The organism is Yersinia sp. 1252 StPb PI (assembly GCF_048593885.1).
Lineage (GTDB): Bacteria > Pseudomonadota > Gammaproteobacteria > Enterobacterales > Enterobacteriaceae > Yersinia > Yersinia enterocolitica_E.
Genome location: NZ_JAZGQE010000131.1, coordinates 1 through 14,222 on the forward strand (window position 1 = coordinate 1; position 14,222 = coordinate 14,222).

Consider the following 14,222-nt stretch of genomic DNA (forward strand, 5'->3'; position numbering starts at 1 on the left):
GCCAGAGCAGCCAGAGCAGCCAGAGCAGCCAGAGCAGCCAGAGCAGCCAGAGCAGCCAGAGCAGCCAGAGCAGCCAGAGCAGCCAGCGGACAAGAAAAGCAAAAAATAAGACCTCTGGGAGCTAATCATGATATTGGAAATTGATCAGATAAAAGCTCAGTGTCGAATTGATCCGGAATTTACCCATGAAGATGAGTTACTTAAACTTTATGCTGACGCAGCAGAAAAGAGAGTTACCAGCTACTTAAACCGGAATATTTATGAGGCTGAGGTGCCGGAAACAGATCCTGACGGGCTTATTGTCAGTAGTGATATCAAACTGGCTATGTTGGCACTCATTAGTCACTGGTATGAAAACCGCTCATCAGTAAGTGATTACGAACAGTCAGAAGTGCCGATGAGTTTTTATTTTCTGGTCGGTTCCTACAGGTTTAGCCCATGACTCAACGCCGCTTTACTGAAATCAACGCCACTTATCGGCCACCGGCCCCCGGTGAACTGAATAAGCGCGCCCAGTTCCGTACCCGCGAAGATGTGCCAGGCAACGGGCATATGGGTGTTGATACCGTCTACCACAATACATTCGATACCTGGGCGAAGCTGTCAGCCATTGGTGATTCTGTCCGTATCGGTTCGATGCAGATTGATGTTGCCATTACTCACCGCATTGTTATCCGCTACCGAACGGGTGTAACCACGGATGATGAGGTGGTTATCAATAAAATGGTTTATCGGGTCAAGGGAACCACGAACCTGAATGAAGCCAGTCGCTTTTTGGTTATCACTGCTGAAGAGCTGGGAACCGTGGAAGCTATCGGGGAGGGCCATTAATGGGCATTGAAAACTCAACCAGCGGTTTATACCTGCATGTCGATTTTGATAAACCGAAAGAGCTGGAGTTCAACCAGAAGAGAGTTCGCAACGCATTCGCCAAGGTTGGTCGGGGTGTGCAAGACGAGGCGCGGCGGCTAGTGGCGCGCCATGCCATATCAAAGGCTGGCGAAGCACCCGGCACCCGCACCGGCGGACTGTCAAAATCCATCGGCTATAAAGTCCCCTCACCATCAGGCGGGCGTCCGGGCTTTATGGTGCGTATCGCTCCCAACCAAAAAGGGGGTAGGCGAGCAACCAGATTACCTTCTGGGGATGACTTCTATCCTGCGTTCTTGTTCTACGGTGTGAAAAGCAAGGCCAAGCGAGGCAGGAACCACCGTAAAGGTGCTTCAGGTGGCAGCGGCTGGAAAATTGCTCCCCGTAAAAATTTCATGATAGAGGCGCTAGAAAATCGGCGCTCATGGGCCGAGAAAGTCCTGTTCAGCGCACTAAAAAAATCAGTGGTGGTTAAATGAAATTATCACTCGTTATTGCTGCTCTACGGCTACGTTGCCCGACATTTGAGGGGCGAGTGTCTGGGGCGGCTGAATATGAGTTGCTTCTCGAAAATGGCAAGATGGCACTACCCAGTGCATGGATTATCCCGACTAATGACACTGCTGGCGAACAACGGTCAAAAACTGACTATTGGCAGACAATTACCGATGGGTTTGCCGTGGTGGTGGTGGTGAATAACAGTGCAGATCAGCGGGGCCAGAAAGCGGCATTTGATGCTGTGCATGATTTGCGCGCTGAGTTATTTAAAGCGCTGCTGGGCTGGCAGCCTGAACCTTGCTATGACGCTATCCAATATGATGGCGGTAACTTACTGGATACTAACCGCGCGCACCTTTATTACCAGTATGATTTCTCTGCAAAAATTGATATATCCGAAGAAGATACCCGCCAATGGGACGACCTTCAGCAGCTTGCAGAGCTGGAGCGGATCATGGTTGATGTCGATTTTATGACCCCTGACGGCACCATTGAACACAAGCTAAACATCCCCCTTAACGACGAGTAACCCCTTATGCATGTGATCCCCAAAGATGGCCGGTCAGTTCCTGACCCGGTTAGAGGTGACTTTTTGCCCGCAGAGGGTCGAAACGTCGATGAAAATATTTACTGGCACCGTCGGTTAGCGTCAGGAGAAGTGACCGTCAAGGCCGCAGAACCTGAAGAAATCGCACCACCGGCACCCATCGTTCAACCTGAGCAGAAGGCCAAAAAACAATGAATTTTAACAACATCCCTAATGATTTACGGGTGCCGTTGTTCTTTGCCGAAATGGACAACACCGCGGCGAATACGGCACAAGACAGTGGGCCTTCGCTCATTATCGCCCACGCGCTGGCAACCAGTTCGATTGAAAAGAATACGCTCGTCATTATGCCGTCGGCAGATCGGGCGGGGCAGGTGGCCGGACGGGGTAGCCAGCTAGCCCGAATGGTGGCCGCATACCGTGCTGTCGATCCCTTTGGTGAGCTGTGGGTGGTTGCCGTCCCTGAAGTAGCGAGCACCCCAGCAACCGGCACACTCACTGTCACCGGTACCGCGCAAGCCTCTGGCACATTGTCGATTTATATCGGCTCTATCCGAGTGCAAGTTGTGGTTACTGCGCTGGATACTCCGGCGATTATCGGTACCAGCATCGCTGCGGCGGTTAATGCTCTGCTTGATTTGCCGGTTACCGCAGTTGCGGCGGCGGGCGTCGTTACTCTTACCGCCAAAAATAGTGGACTCACTGGTAACGGTCTGCCAATCAGCCTGAACTATCGCGGTACTGTGGGCGGTGAGCAGAACCCATCCGGCGTGAATGTGGCTATTGTTCCAATGGCTGGCGGTGCCGGTGCTCCGGTACTGTCTGCAACCATTGCCACCTTAGGCGATGAATTGTTTGATTTTATCGCTTTCCCGTTCAATGACTCAGCATCACTGGCCACCATCGGCAAAGAGATGAACGACGATACCGGCCGCTGGAGCTGGTCGCGGCAGTTATACGGCCACGTCTATACCGCCAAAGTGGGTGATTTGTCGGATCTGGTGGCTTTTGGTGCCACGTTCAACGACCCACATCTGACCATTGCTGGCTATGAAACTGGCGTGCAGATGGCAACGGATGAGCTAATTGCGGCGCGAACAGCGCGTAATTCGGTGTTCATTCGTAATGATCCGGCACGACCAACGCAAACCGGCTTGCTGAATGGCGCATTACCGGCTCCGGTGGGTACGCGTTTCATTCTGTCAGAGCAACAATCGCTGTTAACTCATGGCATCGCCACGGCTTACAGCGAGGGTGGGGTGTTGCGTATTCAACGTGATATCACCACGTATCAGAAAAATACCTACGGCAATGCCGATAACAGTTTCCTTGATAGTGAGACGCTGCATACCAGCGCTTATGTGTTGCGCCGGTTGAAGTCGGTTATCACCAGAAAATATCCACGGCATAAGCTGGCGAACGATGGTACTCGTTTCGGTGCAGGTCAGGCGATTGTTACGCCGAATGTCATTAAGGGCGAAATGTTATCCGTTTACCGCCAACTGGAACGCGCGGGCATTGTTGAGAACTTTGAGCTATTCAAGCAATACCTGATTGTCGAGCGCAACGCGGATAACCCTAACCGGCTTGATGTGCTGTTCCCACCTGATTATGTCAACCAACTGCGAGTATTCGCAGTGCTTAATCAGTTCCGTCTGCAATATAGCGAAGAGGTGGCCTAAATGGCTCGAATTGGCGGCACGTGCTTTTTCAAAATTGATGGTCAGCAATTATCTCTGACCGGCGGCATTGAGGTGCCAATGAACACAGCGGTGAAAGATGATGTAATCGGTCTTGATGGCTCAGTGGATTACAAAGAAACTCACCGCGCACCTTATACAAAAGGGACATTCAAAGTTCCGAAAGACTACCCCATCAGCAAGATCACTTCCGCAGATACCATGACCATTACCAGCGAGCTGGCGAACGGTCAGGTGTACGTACTTTCCAGCGCCTGGTTGCATGGCGAAGCGAACCATAATGCCGAGGAAGGCACGGTAGATATGGAATTCCACGGGCAAGAGGGCTTTTACCAATGATTGTGACATTAACCAGAGAAATTACCGTGGGTGGTGAGAAGGTCAAAGAGTTAAATATTCGCGCACCTGAATATGATGAAATTGCCAAGTTTGGCATGCCGTTCTCTTACTCGGATAACGGCAGCGCTAAAATCGACATGGGTTGTACGCTGGCATATTTACCGGTACTGGCTGATATCCCCCCTTCATCAGCTAAGCAACTACTGCCGAAAGACCTGATCACCATCTCAATGCAGATAGTCGGTTTTTTTACGGCATCAGAAGTGTCGGTGAGCTAACTAGCCGCATTTATAACATTGCCTATTTTTGGCGAATGAACCCCCTTACCGTCATGGCTTGCCCTCTATCCAAAATATTTGAGATGGAGGCGCAGGCTGAACGCATTAATACGGAGCTGAGTAATGTCAGATAGTTTTCAGTTAAAGGCGATTATTACTGGCGTCAATAAGTTATCTCCGGCGTTGACGACTATGCAGAAGGATCTGCGTAAGTTTAAGGGGGAATTTAAAGACGTCATGCAAAGTGTGGCAATGATGGGGGCGGCCATTGGTGGTGCTTTCATTATTCCGATCAACCAGGCAATGGAATTTGAATCCTCCATGGCTGATGTGCGCAAAGTTGTGGACTTTGATACTCCCGCCCAGTTTAAGGAAATGGGCGAGGATATATTGAAGCTTTCTACTGAATTGCCAATGGCAGCGGATGGAATAGCTGCCATCGTTGCTGCAGGTGGTCAAGCAGGTATTGCCCGCACCGATCTAAAAGCATTTGCAACCGATGCTATTAAAATGGGTATTGCTTTCGATCAGACGGCAGAAGAGTCTGGTCAGATGATGGCTCAGTGGCGCACAGCGTTTAAATTGACTCAAAGTGAAGTCGTTACGCTGGCGGATAAGGTCAACTACCTGGGTAATAACGGCCCCGCGAATGCCGCAAAAATATCTGAAATTGTTACGAGAATTGGCCCATTAGGGGGTATTGCTGGCTTGGCCTCAGGGGAAATAGCCGCAATGGGTGCAACTATTGCCGGTATGGGGGTGGAGTCAGAGATAGCTTCCACGGGCATTAAAAACTTTATGCTGTCATTAACCTCAGGGAAGGCCGCGACAGCTTCACAGAAAAAAGCGTTACGAGCATTAAGAATTAACCCCAAACAACTCGCGGCTGATATGCAGAAAGACTCTAAGGCAGCGATGCTTAAAGTATTGGAGTCATTAAATAAGCTACCAAAAGCCGATCAGTCGGCAATGCTGACACAGTTATTTGGCAAAGAATCACTTGCTGCCATCGCGCCTTTATTGGCTAATCTTGATTTATTAAAAAAGAACTTCAACAGAGTTTCAGATGCTCAAATCTATTCTGGCTCAATGCAGTTAGAGTATGAATCCCGAGCGGCCACCACGGCTAACGCAATTAAGTTGCTTAAAGGACAGCTAGAAGCTGTCAGTATTACGCTGGGGGATATGTTTCTCCCCTATATCACTGAAGGTACGAAAGAATTACAACCATTAATGGAGCAATTCAGAGCATGGGTTAAAGCTAATCCTGAACTCATAAAAACAGTCTTTAAATTAGGCGTTTATCTAATTACTGTTGCCACTGGCGTTACAGCGGTAACGAAAGCGATCGGCATTATGAATTTCGTCACCAAAATGTCACCGCTGGGGAAATTACTTACCTTGCTGATCGGTGCGGGTGCGTTAATTGTGGCTAACTGGGATACTGTGGGGCCGGTATTTAAAGATGTGTGGAGCCAGATTAAGCCCATCGTCGATATGGTAGGGGGATGGGAAGGGGTAATGAAGGGGTTTGCTCTGTATATGGCAGGCGATTTTGCTTTCTCGTTTTTGAAAGGTATTAATGCTGGTGGTGCAGGCGTCAGAGGGCTTAATGGTGCACTAAAAACGCTCATCTCTTATGGTGGGCAAATGGTCACTATTGGTGTGATAATTAGCTTATTTAAGCAACTGGACGATCTAAGTAAAGAGGCTCAAACAACCAAAAAATCCAAAGGAGATATTTTGGTTGATAAGCTAAATAAAGGGGAGCAGGACAGAGGCTATACAGGGTTTATCCCGCGCATGAAAGAGCTACTGAATATGGACGGTAGCCAAAATTCTAAAGCACCATTGGCTTCAGTTCGACCTCAGGCAATCAATGGAGAGATTACGGTTAAGTTTGATAATGCCCCTCCTGGCATGTCAGTCACCGATTCAAGGACTAGCCGGTCAGGTTTTGGGCTTGGTTACGATGTTGGGTACAATCGATTTGCCAAGGGAGGATGAAACCCATTAAATAGTTGGTATGCTTTACCAGCCTGAAAAATATACATGGAGTAAGTGATGCGTAAATTTGGTTTGGTTCTTTTGTTGATTGTAAGTTATCCGTCATTATCAAAAACTATAGATGATTTTTTTATTGAACATCCTGATATTAAAAACAATATTGCAATAAGGCATCAGGTTATTTCAACCACTCAAGGGTTGGTCACTATGGACAGTTACACAACAGGTGTAAGCGCGGCGGAAACTCTAAAAAATGAGGGGTACGATTACGCAAAACTTGCTCTACGGCAGATAGTGGGTCTCTGTAAGCTGGAATCTATATCTTTAAGTTCAGATGAGTGTGAGTTAGCAAAAAAGAACTCTAAGTAAGAATAACAATATATTATCAGTTAGTTATCATACCCGCTTCGGCGGGTTTTTTTATGCCCGGAGAATGTATGAGCTGGAAAGACAAGCTATTACCGGCCTCGTTTCGCGGTGTGCCATTTAAAACGCAGGATGATGAGGCCACTTTCGGGCGCCGGACACAAACCCACGAATATCCCAATCGCGATAAACCCTATTCTGAGGATCTGGGGCGGGTTACGCGGCGGGATACCATTTCAGCCTATTTGATTGGTGATGATTACCAGGCGCAGCGCGATCAACTGATCACTGCCATTAATCAGGCGGGGCCGGGGAAATTGATTCACCCCCAGTACGGCGAGTTAAATGTCTGTATAGACGGTGAGATAAGGGTAAGCCACAGCGCCGCAGATGGTCGCATGTGTACCATCAGTTTCAACTTTGTTGAAGCCGGTGAACTCTCTTTTCCGACCTCCGGCGTTGCCACTGGTCAGAAGCTGGTTTCCTCATGTGATGCCATGACTGATTGTGTCACTGATGCGTTTGGGAAGGATTTCGGGCTGGATGACCTGGCTGATTTTATCCAGAACGGCGTTATCAGTGATGCCAGCGATATGATGAATACCGCCATTAAAACCTTTGACGGCGTGAACTCGGCGATTGCTGCCGCGGGCCGTTTGCTCGATGGTGACTTATCGGTGCTGCTGATGCCACCCAGTTCCGGCATGAATTTCGTTAACCGTCTGCAACGTATGTGGCGGTCTGGTAATAGTTTGCTGGGCAACAGTGACGACATTATCAACAAAATTAAGGGGCTCAGCGGGTTTACTGTCGGTCGTGATCTGGCTCCACATGGGGTATGGAAAACGGACAGCAAGACCATTCAGTCCCAAACCGCCCAGCGAAACGTGGTTGCCCAGGCCATTCGCACTACCGCACTGACTGAGGCAGCGCAGAGTGTGGCTGATTTGCCACAGGCCCGCCCGCCATTGACAGCAACAGTGACCTCACAGGCACAACTGCCGCTAGTCACTCATCCGGCGGTAACGTCTATCAGCGACGCTGTAGCCGTTATCCCGCCAGTGACTTATGAGTCATTAACTGAGATCCGCGACACACTGAATACAGCCATTGATCAGGAGCTGCTACGGGTGACGGATGATGATTTGTTCCTGGCTATCAATACCGTTCGAGCCGATGTGAATCGCGATATCAGCATGCGGCTCGAGCAGATAGAAAAAACCACCTTTCGAACGCCAGATGAAGTGCTGCCCGCACTGGTACTTGCGGCTGACTGGTATGACTCAGCCGCGCGTGAAGCTGACATTATCGGTCGCAACAAAATCACCCATCCCGGCTTTGTGCCAGTGAAAACACTACAGGTACCTATTCGATGAATAATGATGTCACGCTACGTGTGAATGGCCGTGAGTGGGTGGGGTGGACCTCTGTCTCTATCTCTGCCGGTATCGAACGTTTGGCCCGCGACTTTAATGTAGAGATCACCCGTCAATGGCCTGGTAGTGAAGAGGCTGGACACCTCCAGCCGCGAGTGAAAAAGGGCGATCAGGTCACAGTGTTGATTGGCACTGACTTGGTGGTCACCGGCTATATCGATGCCACACCAGTACGCTATGACGCCCGCTCAGTATCGGTAGGCATTGTTGGTCGCAGTAAAACAGAAGACTTGATCGACTGCGCCGCACTGATAACACAATTTACCGGGCGCTCTTTTATCCAGATAGCGACCCAACTTGCCGCGCCATTTGGTGTGTCAGTGGTCAATGCCGGTGTGGAAAACACGCCAATGCAAGGGCTGCAGGTAGATTACGGTGAAACTGTGGTGGATGTGCTCGATAAGATGATGGGTATCCAGCAAGTGCTGGCCTATGACAATCCAGCGGGCGCACTGGTTATTGGTCCTGTGGGCGCTTCACGTACCGTCACTGCCCTGGTACTGGGTGAAAATATTATCTCCTGCGACACAGAACAGAGCATTAAAGACCGCTTTTCTGAATACGTGGTTGCCGGACAGCGGTCAGGTAATGACGACGATTACGGGGCCGCTACCACAAATGCGATCCGGGCAAAAACAATTGATGGTGGGGTATCTCGGTATCGTCCCATGGTTATTAAACAGAGTGGTAATGCCACTGGCGCTACGGTTCGCGACCGAAGTCAGTTTGAAATGCTACGCCGTGCAGCACGCACTAATGAGGTGACCTATACGGTGCAGGGCTGGCGGCAGGGAAATGGCGACTTGTGGTCACCGAATCAACTGGTCACGGTGTTTGACCCAATTCTGGGCTTTAACAATCGTGAAATGCTGATAGCAGAAGTGACTTACAGTAAAAATGAGGGCGGTACAGTGACACAAATCCGTATTGGCCCACCCGATGCTTATTTGCCTGAGCCAAATAAGCCACAGAAAAAGCGCAAAAAAGATGAAGAGGATGATTATTGATGAATCGCATGTTTACTGGTTTGCAGCGTGGCCTGTCCAATATATTGGTTCGGGCGGTAGTGCGCCGCCTGGACTCCAGCAGTAAAAACCAGATGCTACAAATCCAGATGATCGCGGATGAGCTAAAAGACAATATCGAACATCTGGAACCTTATGGTTTTACCAGCGCCGCACATACTGGCGCGGAAGCGTTCGCCGCCTTCCCCGATGGTGACCGCTCGCACGGGGTGGTATTGGTGGTGGCTGATCGCCGCTACCGGATTAAAGGGCTGAAGTCTGGCGAGGTTGCAATTTACAGCGATGAGGGCGACAGCATTATTCTCAAGCGCGGCAACAAAATAGAGGTGAACACCAAACAGTTTATTGTTAACGCAGAGGAAAAGGCGGTATTCAATACCCCGCTTATCGAGGCGACAGGTGAGATAAAAGCTCTCGGTAACATTGAGTCTGAAGTCGATGTTAAGGATAAAACCGGCACTATGGCGGCCATGCGTGAACAGTTTAATTTACATACCCACCCACACGGTGAGCCGAACACCGACGCGCCTAACCAGAAGATGGAGTAACCCATGATCCTGATGGTGAACGGACAACAACAATCAGCTTCCACGCCAACAGACCCCCTGACGCGCGCCGTGATTATCTCTCTGTTCACCTGGCGCCGCGCTGATCCTGATGATGATTCAGAGCAGCCTATGGGGTGGTGGGGTGACAGCTATCCCACGATACAAAATGACCGCATCGGCTCCCGCCTTTATCTACTCCAGCGCACCACGCTGACTAATAAGACGGTCGAACTTGCGCGGGGCTATTTGGAACAGGCATTAGCCTGGCTAAAAGACGACGGCGTAGTTTCACGAATAACCATCAACGTGCAGCGGCGCGGTACCGAAATACTGACTGCTGAAATAACGCTGTATCGCAACGATGGCAGTTCTCAGTTAATTACCTTCGATGATTTATGGAGTGCACTCAATGGCTGACAGCGGATTTAACCGCCCGACACTTCCCCAGCTCATTACCCAAATCCGCAGTGACCTTAATTCTCGATTCCAAACTGATGCCGTTCTTCGCCGTACCGACACCGAAGTTTATAGCCGGGTGCATGCGGCGGCGGTGCATACCGTTTACGGCTATATCGACTATCTGGCCCGCAACTTGTTACCGGATCAGTGCGATGATGATTGGTTAGCGCGCCATGGGAATATGAAACGCTGCCCACGCAAAGAACCATCAACTGCTACGGGTTTTGTGCGTTGGGAAGGGGTAACAAACGGTATTGAAGTTCCCGCCGGCAGAATTATTCAGCGTGATGATTTGCAGGAGTACACCACCACGGCAGTGGCGACATCTGTTGCGGGTGTTTTGCGGGTGCCGGTGATTTGTTCAGTCGCTGGCACTTTGGGGAATACAGATGATGGTATCGGCATGGTGCTGACTCAGCCGATTAACGGCCTGCCATCGTCAGCGGTGGCGGATAGTATAGAGGGTGGCACTGATATTGAGCCGATAGAAGAGTGGCGGGCGCGGATCATTGAGCGGTGGTATTACACCCCGCAGGGCGGCGCTGACGGTGATTATATTATCTGGGCCAAAGAAGTACCCGGCGTGACCCGCGCATGGACTTACCGCCACTGGATGGGTACCGGCACTGTTGGCGTCATGGTGGCCAACAGCAACTTGGAAAATCCGATACCGGACAATGTGGTAGTCACTGCTGTGCGTGATCACATCTTACCGCTAGCTCCGGTGGCGGGGGCCAGTCTCTACACCTTTCCGCCGGTTGCAAAAGTGGTGCCGTTCCATATTCGACTCACACCAGATACGCCGGAAGTTCGCTATGCGGTTATAGCAGAGCTACGCGCTATGTTTCTGCGTGATGGGGTCCCGGGCGGAACACTGGATCACTCGCGAATCAATGAAGCGATCAGTATCGCCACAGGGGAATATAAGCATGTCCTGGTGAGTCCGACCGATGATATCGATTTGGCTGCAACAGAATTGCCTGTAGTGGGAGAGCTAACGTGGACTTAACGGACGCCTACGGCCAGCTATTAAAAAACCTCCTGCCGCGCGGCCCCGCGTGGGAGGGGGATGATCCTCTATTGTTAGGGCTTGCTCCGTCCTACTCCCGTGTACATCAGCGCGGGTATAGTCTGATGGTGGAGATTGACCCACGCACTACCACTGAGTTGATCGACCGTTATGAACAGTTAACCGGCTTACCCGATTCCTGTGCTCCAGCAGGCGTGCAGACCTTAGCCCAACGTCAGCAACGACTTGACGCAAAAATCAATATTATCGGTGGGATTAACAAGGCGTTCTATCTGGCACAACTAGCGGCATTGGGCTACTCAGATGCCACGATAACACAGTTTGAAAGCGATGTTTTTCGCTGCACTTCGACCTGCATTGATTCGTCTTACTCAGAAGATTGGCGCTACTGGTGGCAGGTCAACATGCCGACTGCCACGCAGATCACTGATATGACCTGCATTTCACTGTGTAGCGATAGCCTGAGAACGTGGGGCGACACCACTGCTGAATGCGTCATTAATAAACTTTGTCCATCACACACTTATGTGACTTTCTTATACCCGGAGTAACCCTTTATGCATCGCATTGATACCCCCTCGGCTCAAATTGATAAATTTGGCACGGGCAAGAATGGCTTTACCCGTGGCAACCCACAAACAGGCGTACAGGCAACCGCATTAGATGATGATTATTTTGATGCCGTACAGGAAGAGATCGCGGGTGTTATTGAGGGGGCGGGTATTGCCCTCGATAAAAGCAATCGCGCACAGCTTATTACGGCACTGAAAAAGCTATTTCTACTTTCCGGTAACAATCTTTCTGAAATTAAAGATGCGGGCGCAGCAGCAGTGACCGCCGCACTTGCTAATCTCAGCCTAACCACCCTGGGCATTGGCTTGCCGAGCATGACTGTTATCCCTAATTTTGATTTTCAGAATTTTGCATTCACATCTGGTGCAAATTATTTGGCCTCTTCTTCAGATTGGATAAATGTCCCAAGCGGGGTGAGTTACCCCACTGGTTTATATATCAGCATAACAGTTGATTATGCCACTGGCACACAGATTGGATTAACGATAAAGCCCAGCACTGTATCAAGCACAAACTTTAAAATATTTGATGTCCGTTCAGGTGGGTATGCTGGATCCAGAACGTTTACAGTACGTGAAGTTCAAACAGTGGATTCCGGGGGATTTGCGGGGAGACTGATGGGCACACCGAAGATTTTCAATTCCTCTGCACTATACACTCCAACAGCAGGTTGCAAGTTAGCCATTGCCGAAATTGTTGCAGCGGGTGGTGGTGGTGGCGGTTGTTATCTTGCTGACGCAACAGGCGCGAGCGCGGGTGGTGGCGGTGGTTCTGGCGGGTATAGTCTTCTTATCGTCAACAACCCAGTAGCAACAACAATAACAATTGGCACGGGCGGTGCAATGGGGGTTGTTGCTGCAAACAGTTCGCCCGCTGCGGGTTCGGCAGGCGGAGATACTACATTTGGCTCACTTGCTACAGCCAAGGGTGGCCGTGGTGGATTATCGGCTGGGTGGGCGGTGGCTGTCGGAACTGTAGACACGGCATGCTCGAATGGCGGCGGTGGCGGCGTTGTAGGTACGGGTTTAATAACGAGCGCTGGTGATCAGGGTGGTTTAGGGATTCAGTTGAAATTAAACGGTACGGGCGGGATCGGCGGTTCGAGTAAGCTGGGCAGTGGTGGTCATTATGTCGGTACCGGCTACACGATAACGCTACCAACGAAAGGCGGTGGCGGTGTGGGTAATTATCGGGCGGCAGGTACTACTTATGCAGGCTCAAATGGTGCTGATGGTTACTGTGTTGTGTGGGAGTATTTTTAATGAATAAGTATGCGGTAGTGCTTAATGGCGTAGTAATTAATATTGTAGTTTGGGACGGTGTAACAGAGTGGCAACCGAATGAGGGTGAGGCCATCGTAGCCACGGATGAAATCGGTATAGGTTGGTATTATGCTGATGGCACTTTTACTGCGCCGCCAGAACCGGAGCCGACTCATGATGAAGTTGTTGCGATGGCATTCGCAAAAAAATCATCACTCATGCAAATAGCATCAGAGAAAATCAGCATACTGCAAGATGCCGTTGATCTGGAAATGGCTAAAACTGAAGAAATCGCACAACTAAAAGCATGGAAAAAATATCGCGTTCTTCTTATGCGTATAGACACATCGAAAGCGCCCGATATTGAGTGGCCAGTGTCACCTGATGCTGTTTTAATAGAAGCATAAAATACAAACCGGGCTTAATTGCCCGGTCTATTCATTCGCATTATTGGCTGGTGGCTTAAGGCTGGAGCCAATCATCAGCACTTTCCCACGTATCCTGCAAAATCTCTTCAATCGTTTTTTTGTCCTCATTACCCCCGCCAAGAACCGTTAACCCATCAGCCCCCGCAAACCTCACCTTTACGTCAATATCGCTAAATTTACGGGTAAGGCGATTCGTTAATTCTTCAGTAAGTGCGTTGGTGTAGCCAACCGGAAAACTCTTGGCGTTCAGCTTATCTATCGTGACTTCGACACGCAGCATAAATCCCCCTCAATTAAATATCGATAACCAGCCACTGATCAGCCTCATCAAACATTTCCTCAACCATCCGATTGAGAATAGCCTTATCACCTTTGCTGGCGTCGGTATTGATGCCGTTCGCTTGCATTGGCTTAACCTTGACCTCAGCTTTAGGGAAGACGCGGTGCACTCGCTTGGTTAGTTCAGCCAGGATCAGTTCATTGGCACCTGGTATCTCTTTCACGTTTCGCTTATCGTAAACCAGTTCAATTTTCATAAATCCCTCTCAACTGTGATAGCGGGTTTTGGTGTTAACATCTTCAATACCAGACTCGATGTAGTCCACTCGCTTCTGTAGTTCTCTAATCAGTTTTTTAGCGGCTTCTAAACGAATCATTACTTGTTGGTCTGGGTAATGCTCTGGTTCAATTTGTCTGAAACCAGTGAGAGTATCAGTGAAGGAAGAACGCATTAAGATGAACTCACCAAAGGCACTGTGAGCCGTATCAAAAGAAGTCAGTTCCCTCATCCCTGTAAATTCATCTTTAGGATTTCTTGGCATAATGTTACCCCAGTATTTTTACTGGATATAAATAC

The 14,222-nt window shown here is 49.7% G+C and carries 21 protein-coding genes; 18 read left to right on the forward strand and 3 right to left on the reverse strand.

Going from position 1 to position 14,222, the window contains the following annotated elements:
* Nucleotides 1-127 precede the first annotated feature (127 nt).
* From V2A85_RS16850 to V2A85_RS16935, 18 genes are all read left to right on the forward strand, one after another.
* A complete protein-coding gene (locus tag V2A85_RS16850) occupies nt 128-442 on the forward strand; it encodes a head-tail connector protein (protein WP_019083763.1) in 315 nt (104 codons plus the stop codon).
* On the forward strand, nt 439-831 hold the full coding sequence (locus V2A85_RS16855; protein ID WP_145518701.1) for a phage head closure protein: 393 nt from the start codon (nt 439-441) through the stop codon (nt 829-831). The genes V2A85_RS16850 and V2A85_RS16855 overlap by 4 nt, the downstream gene beginning before the upstream one ends.
* Complete coding sequence (locus V2A85_RS16860; protein ID WP_420071892.1) at nt 831-1,349, forward strand: hypothetical protein; 519 nt, start codon at nt 831-833, stop codon at nt 1,347-1,349. The genes V2A85_RS16855 and V2A85_RS16860 overlap by 1 nt, the downstream gene beginning before the upstream one ends.
* Nucleotides 1,346-1,897 (forward strand): phage tail terminator protein, encoded by a 552-nt coding sequence (locus V2A85_RS16865; protein ID WP_420071893.1) that lies wholly within the window; start codon nt 1,346-1,348, stop codon nt 1,895-1,897. Before V2A85_RS16860 ends, V2A85_RS16865 begins: the two co-directional genes overlap by 4 nt.
* 6 nt (nt 1,898-1,903) lie before the next feature.
* Nucleotides 1,904-2,110: a DUF2635 domain-containing protein gene (locus V2A85_RS16870; RefSeq protein ID WP_098904451.1), complete on the forward strand. Its 207-nt coding sequence runs from the start codon at nt 1,904-1,906 to the stop codon at nt 2,108-2,110.
* Nucleotides 2,107-3,597 carry a phage tail sheath subtilisin-like domain-containing protein gene (locus tag V2A85_RS16875; protein WP_420071894.1) on the forward strand — a complete coding sequence of 497 codons (1,491 nt, stop codon included), beginning with the start codon at nt 2,107-2,109 and terminating at the stop codon, nt 3,595-3,597. Before V2A85_RS16870 ends, V2A85_RS16875 begins: the two co-directional genes overlap by 4 nt.
* Nucleotides 3,598-3,954, forward strand: a complete 357-nt coding sequence (locus tag V2A85_RS16880; protein WP_050127560.1) for a phage tail tube protein — start codon at nt 3,598-3,600, stop codon at nt 3,952-3,954.
* A complete protein-coding gene (locus V2A85_RS16885) occupies nt 3,951-4,232 on the forward strand; it encodes a phage tail assembly protein (RefSeq protein WP_420071895.1) in 282 nt (93 codons plus the stop codon). Before V2A85_RS16880 ends, V2A85_RS16885 begins: the two co-directional genes overlap by 4 nt.
* A 123-nt stretch (nt 4,233-4,355) precedes the next feature.
* Nucleotides 4,356-6,239: a phage tail tape measure protein gene (locus V2A85_RS16890; RefSeq protein ID WP_420071896.1), complete on the forward strand. Its 1,884-nt coding sequence runs from the start codon at nt 4,356-4,358 to the stop codon at nt 6,237-6,239.
* Nucleotides 6,240-6,296: 57 nt separating this feature from the next.
* Nucleotides 6,297-6,608, forward strand: coding sequence for a hypothetical protein (locus tag V2A85_RS16895; RefSeq protein ID WP_420071897.1), 312 nt, complete (start codon nt 6,297-6,299; stop codon nt 6,606-6,608).
* A gap of 68 nt (nt 6,609-6,676) precedes the next feature.
* The gene (locus V2A85_RS16900) at nt 6,677-7,981 is read left to right on the forward strand and encodes a DNA circularization protein (protein ID WP_420071898.1); all 1,305 of its coding nucleotides are present in this window, start codon (nt 6,677-6,679) and stop codon (nt 7,979-7,981) included.
* Complete coding sequence (locus V2A85_RS16905; RefSeq protein WP_420071899.1) at nt 7,978-9,048, forward strand: phage baseplate assembly protein; 1,071 nt, start codon at nt 7,978-7,980, stop codon at nt 9,046-9,048. Before V2A85_RS16900 ends, V2A85_RS16905 begins: the two co-directional genes overlap by 4 nt.
* The gene (locus V2A85_RS16910) at nt 9,048-9,614 is read left to right on the forward strand and encodes a phage baseplate assembly protein V (RefSeq protein WP_420071900.1); all 567 of its coding nucleotides are present in this window, start codon (nt 9,048-9,050) and stop codon (nt 9,612-9,614) included. Before V2A85_RS16905 ends, V2A85_RS16910 begins: the two co-directional genes overlap by 1 nt.
* 3 nt (nt 9,615-9,617) lie before the next feature.
* Nucleotides 9,618-10,031: a phage GP46 family protein gene (locus V2A85_RS16915; RefSeq protein WP_420071901.1), complete on the forward strand. Its 414-nt coding sequence runs from the start codon at nt 9,618-9,620 to the stop codon at nt 10,029-10,031.
* Nucleotides 10,024-11,082 carry a baseplate J/gp47 family protein gene (locus V2A85_RS16920; RefSeq protein ID WP_420071902.1) on the forward strand — a complete coding sequence of 353 codons (1,059 nt, stop codon included), beginning with the start codon at nt 10,024-10,026 and terminating at the stop codon, nt 11,080-11,082. Before V2A85_RS16915 ends, V2A85_RS16920 begins: the two co-directional genes overlap by 8 nt.
* Complete coding sequence (locus V2A85_RS16925) at nt 11,073-11,654, forward strand: YmfQ family protein (protein ID WP_420071903.1); 582 nt, start codon at nt 11,073-11,075, stop codon at nt 11,652-11,654. Before V2A85_RS16920 ends, V2A85_RS16925 begins: the two co-directional genes overlap by 10 nt.
* A gap of 6 nt (nt 11,655-11,660) precedes the next feature.
* The gene (locus tag V2A85_RS16930; RefSeq protein WP_420071904.1) at nt 11,661-12,938 is read left to right on the forward strand and encodes a hypothetical protein; all 1,278 of its coding nucleotides are present in this window, start codon (nt 11,661-11,663) and stop codon (nt 12,936-12,938) included.
* On the forward strand, nt 12,938-13,345 hold the full coding sequence (locus tag V2A85_RS16935) for a tail fiber assembly protein (RefSeq protein ID WP_420071905.1): 408 nt from the start codon (nt 12,938-12,940) through the stop codon (nt 13,343-13,345). Before V2A85_RS16930 ends, V2A85_RS16935 begins: the two co-directional genes overlap by 1 nt.
* Nucleotides 13,346-13,400: 55 nt before the next feature.
* Here V2A85_RS16935 and V2A85_RS16940 read toward each other — a convergent pair whose 3' ends face one another.
* Genes V2A85_RS16940 through V2A85_RS16950 form a run of 3 tightly spaced genes read right to left on the reverse strand, consistent with a single transcriptional unit; the run spans nt 13,401 to nt 14,187 of the window.
* Nucleotides 13,401-13,646, reverse strand: a complete 246-nt coding sequence (locus V2A85_RS16940; RefSeq protein WP_420071906.1) for a DinI-like family protein — start codon at nt 13,644-13,646, stop codon at nt 13,401-13,403.
* Between the two features lie 13 nt (nt 13,647-13,659).
* A complete protein-coding gene (locus tag V2A85_RS16945; RefSeq protein WP_420071907.1) occupies nt 13,660-13,902 on the reverse strand; it encodes a DinI family protein in 243 nt (80 codons plus the stop codon).
* 9 nt (nt 13,903-13,911) lie between these two features.
* Nucleotides 13,912-14,187 carry a hypothetical protein gene (locus V2A85_RS16950; protein WP_420071908.1) on the reverse strand — a complete coding sequence of 92 codons (276 nt, stop codon included), beginning with the start codon at nt 14,185-14,187 and terminating at the stop codon, nt 13,912-13,914.
* Nucleotides 14,188-14,222: the final 35 nt, after the last annotated feature.

Excerpts from the sequence above, each read along its gene's own strand:
- V2A85_RS16850 (WP_019083763.1), top strand. The coding sequence starts at position 128 with ATGATATTGGAAATTGATCAGATAAAAGCTCAGTGTCGAATTGATCCG.
- V2A85_RS16855 (WP_145518701.1), top strand. The coding sequence starts at position 439 with ATGACTCAACGCCGCTTTACTGAAATCAACGCCACTTATCGGCCACCG.
- V2A85_RS16860 (WP_420071892.1), top strand. The coding sequence starts at position 831 with ATGGGCATTGAAAACTCAACCAGCGGTTTATACCTGCATGTCGATTTT.
- V2A85_RS16865 (WP_420071893.1), top strand. The coding sequence starts at position 1,346 with ATGAAATTATCACTCGTTATTGCTGCTCTACGGCTACGTTGCCCGACA.
- V2A85_RS16870 (WP_098904451.1), top strand. The coding sequence starts at position 1,904 with ATGCATGTGATCCCCAAAGATGGCCGGTCAGTTCCTGACCCGGTTAGA.
- V2A85_RS16875 (WP_420071894.1), top strand. The coding sequence starts at position 2,107 with ATGAATTTTAACAACATCCCTAATGATTTACGGGTGCCGTTGTTCTTT.
- V2A85_RS16880 (WP_050127560.1), top strand. The coding sequence starts at position 3,598 with ATGGCTCGAATTGGCGGCACGTGCTTTTTCAAAATTGATGGTCAGCAA.
- V2A85_RS16885 (WP_420071895.1), top strand. The coding sequence starts at position 3,951 with ATGATTGTGACATTAACCAGAGAAATTACCGTGGGTGGTGAGAAGGTC.
- V2A85_RS16890 (WP_420071896.1), top strand. The coding sequence starts at position 4,356 with ATGTCAGATAGTTTTCAGTTAAAGGCGATTATTACTGGCGTCAATAAG.
- V2A85_RS16895 (WP_420071897.1), top strand. The coding sequence starts at position 6,297 with ATGCGTAAATTTGGTTTGGTTCTTTTGTTGATTGTAAGTTATCCGTCA.
- V2A85_RS16900 (WP_420071898.1), top strand. The coding sequence starts at position 6,677 with ATGAGCTGGAAAGACAAGCTATTACCGGCCTCGTTTCGCGGTGTGCCA.
- V2A85_RS16905 (WP_420071899.1), top strand. The coding sequence starts at position 7,978 with ATGAATAATGATGTCACGCTACGTGTGAATGGCCGTGAGTGGGTGGGG.
- V2A85_RS16910 (WP_420071900.1), top strand. The coding sequence starts at position 9,048 with ATGAATCGCATGTTTACTGGTTTGCAGCGTGGCCTGTCCAATATATTG.
- V2A85_RS16915 (WP_420071901.1), top strand. The coding sequence starts at position 9,618 with ATGATCCTGATGGTGAACGGACAACAACAATCAGCTTCCACGCCAACA.
- V2A85_RS16920 (WP_420071902.1), top strand. The coding sequence starts at position 10,024 with ATGGCTGACAGCGGATTTAACCGCCCGACACTTCCCCAGCTCATTACC.
- V2A85_RS16930 (WP_420071904.1), top strand. The coding sequence starts at position 11,661 with ATGCATCGCATTGATACCCCCTCGGCTCAAATTGATAAATTTGGCACG.
- V2A85_RS16935 (WP_420071905.1), top strand. The coding sequence starts at position 12,938 with ATGAATAAGTATGCGGTAGTGCTTAATGGCGTAGTAATTAATATTGTA.
- V2A85_RS16940 (WP_420071906.1), bottom strand. The coding sequence starts at position 13,646 with ATGCTGCGTGTCGAAGTCACGATAGATAAGCTGAACGCCAAGAGTTTT.
- V2A85_RS16945 (WP_420071907.1), bottom strand. The coding sequence starts at position 13,902 with ATGAAAATTGAACTGGTTTACGATAAGCGAAACGTGAAAGAGATACCA.
- V2A85_RS16950 (WP_420071908.1), bottom strand. The coding sequence starts at position 14,187 with ATGCCAAGAAATCCTAAAGATGAATTTACAGGGATGAGGGAACTGACT.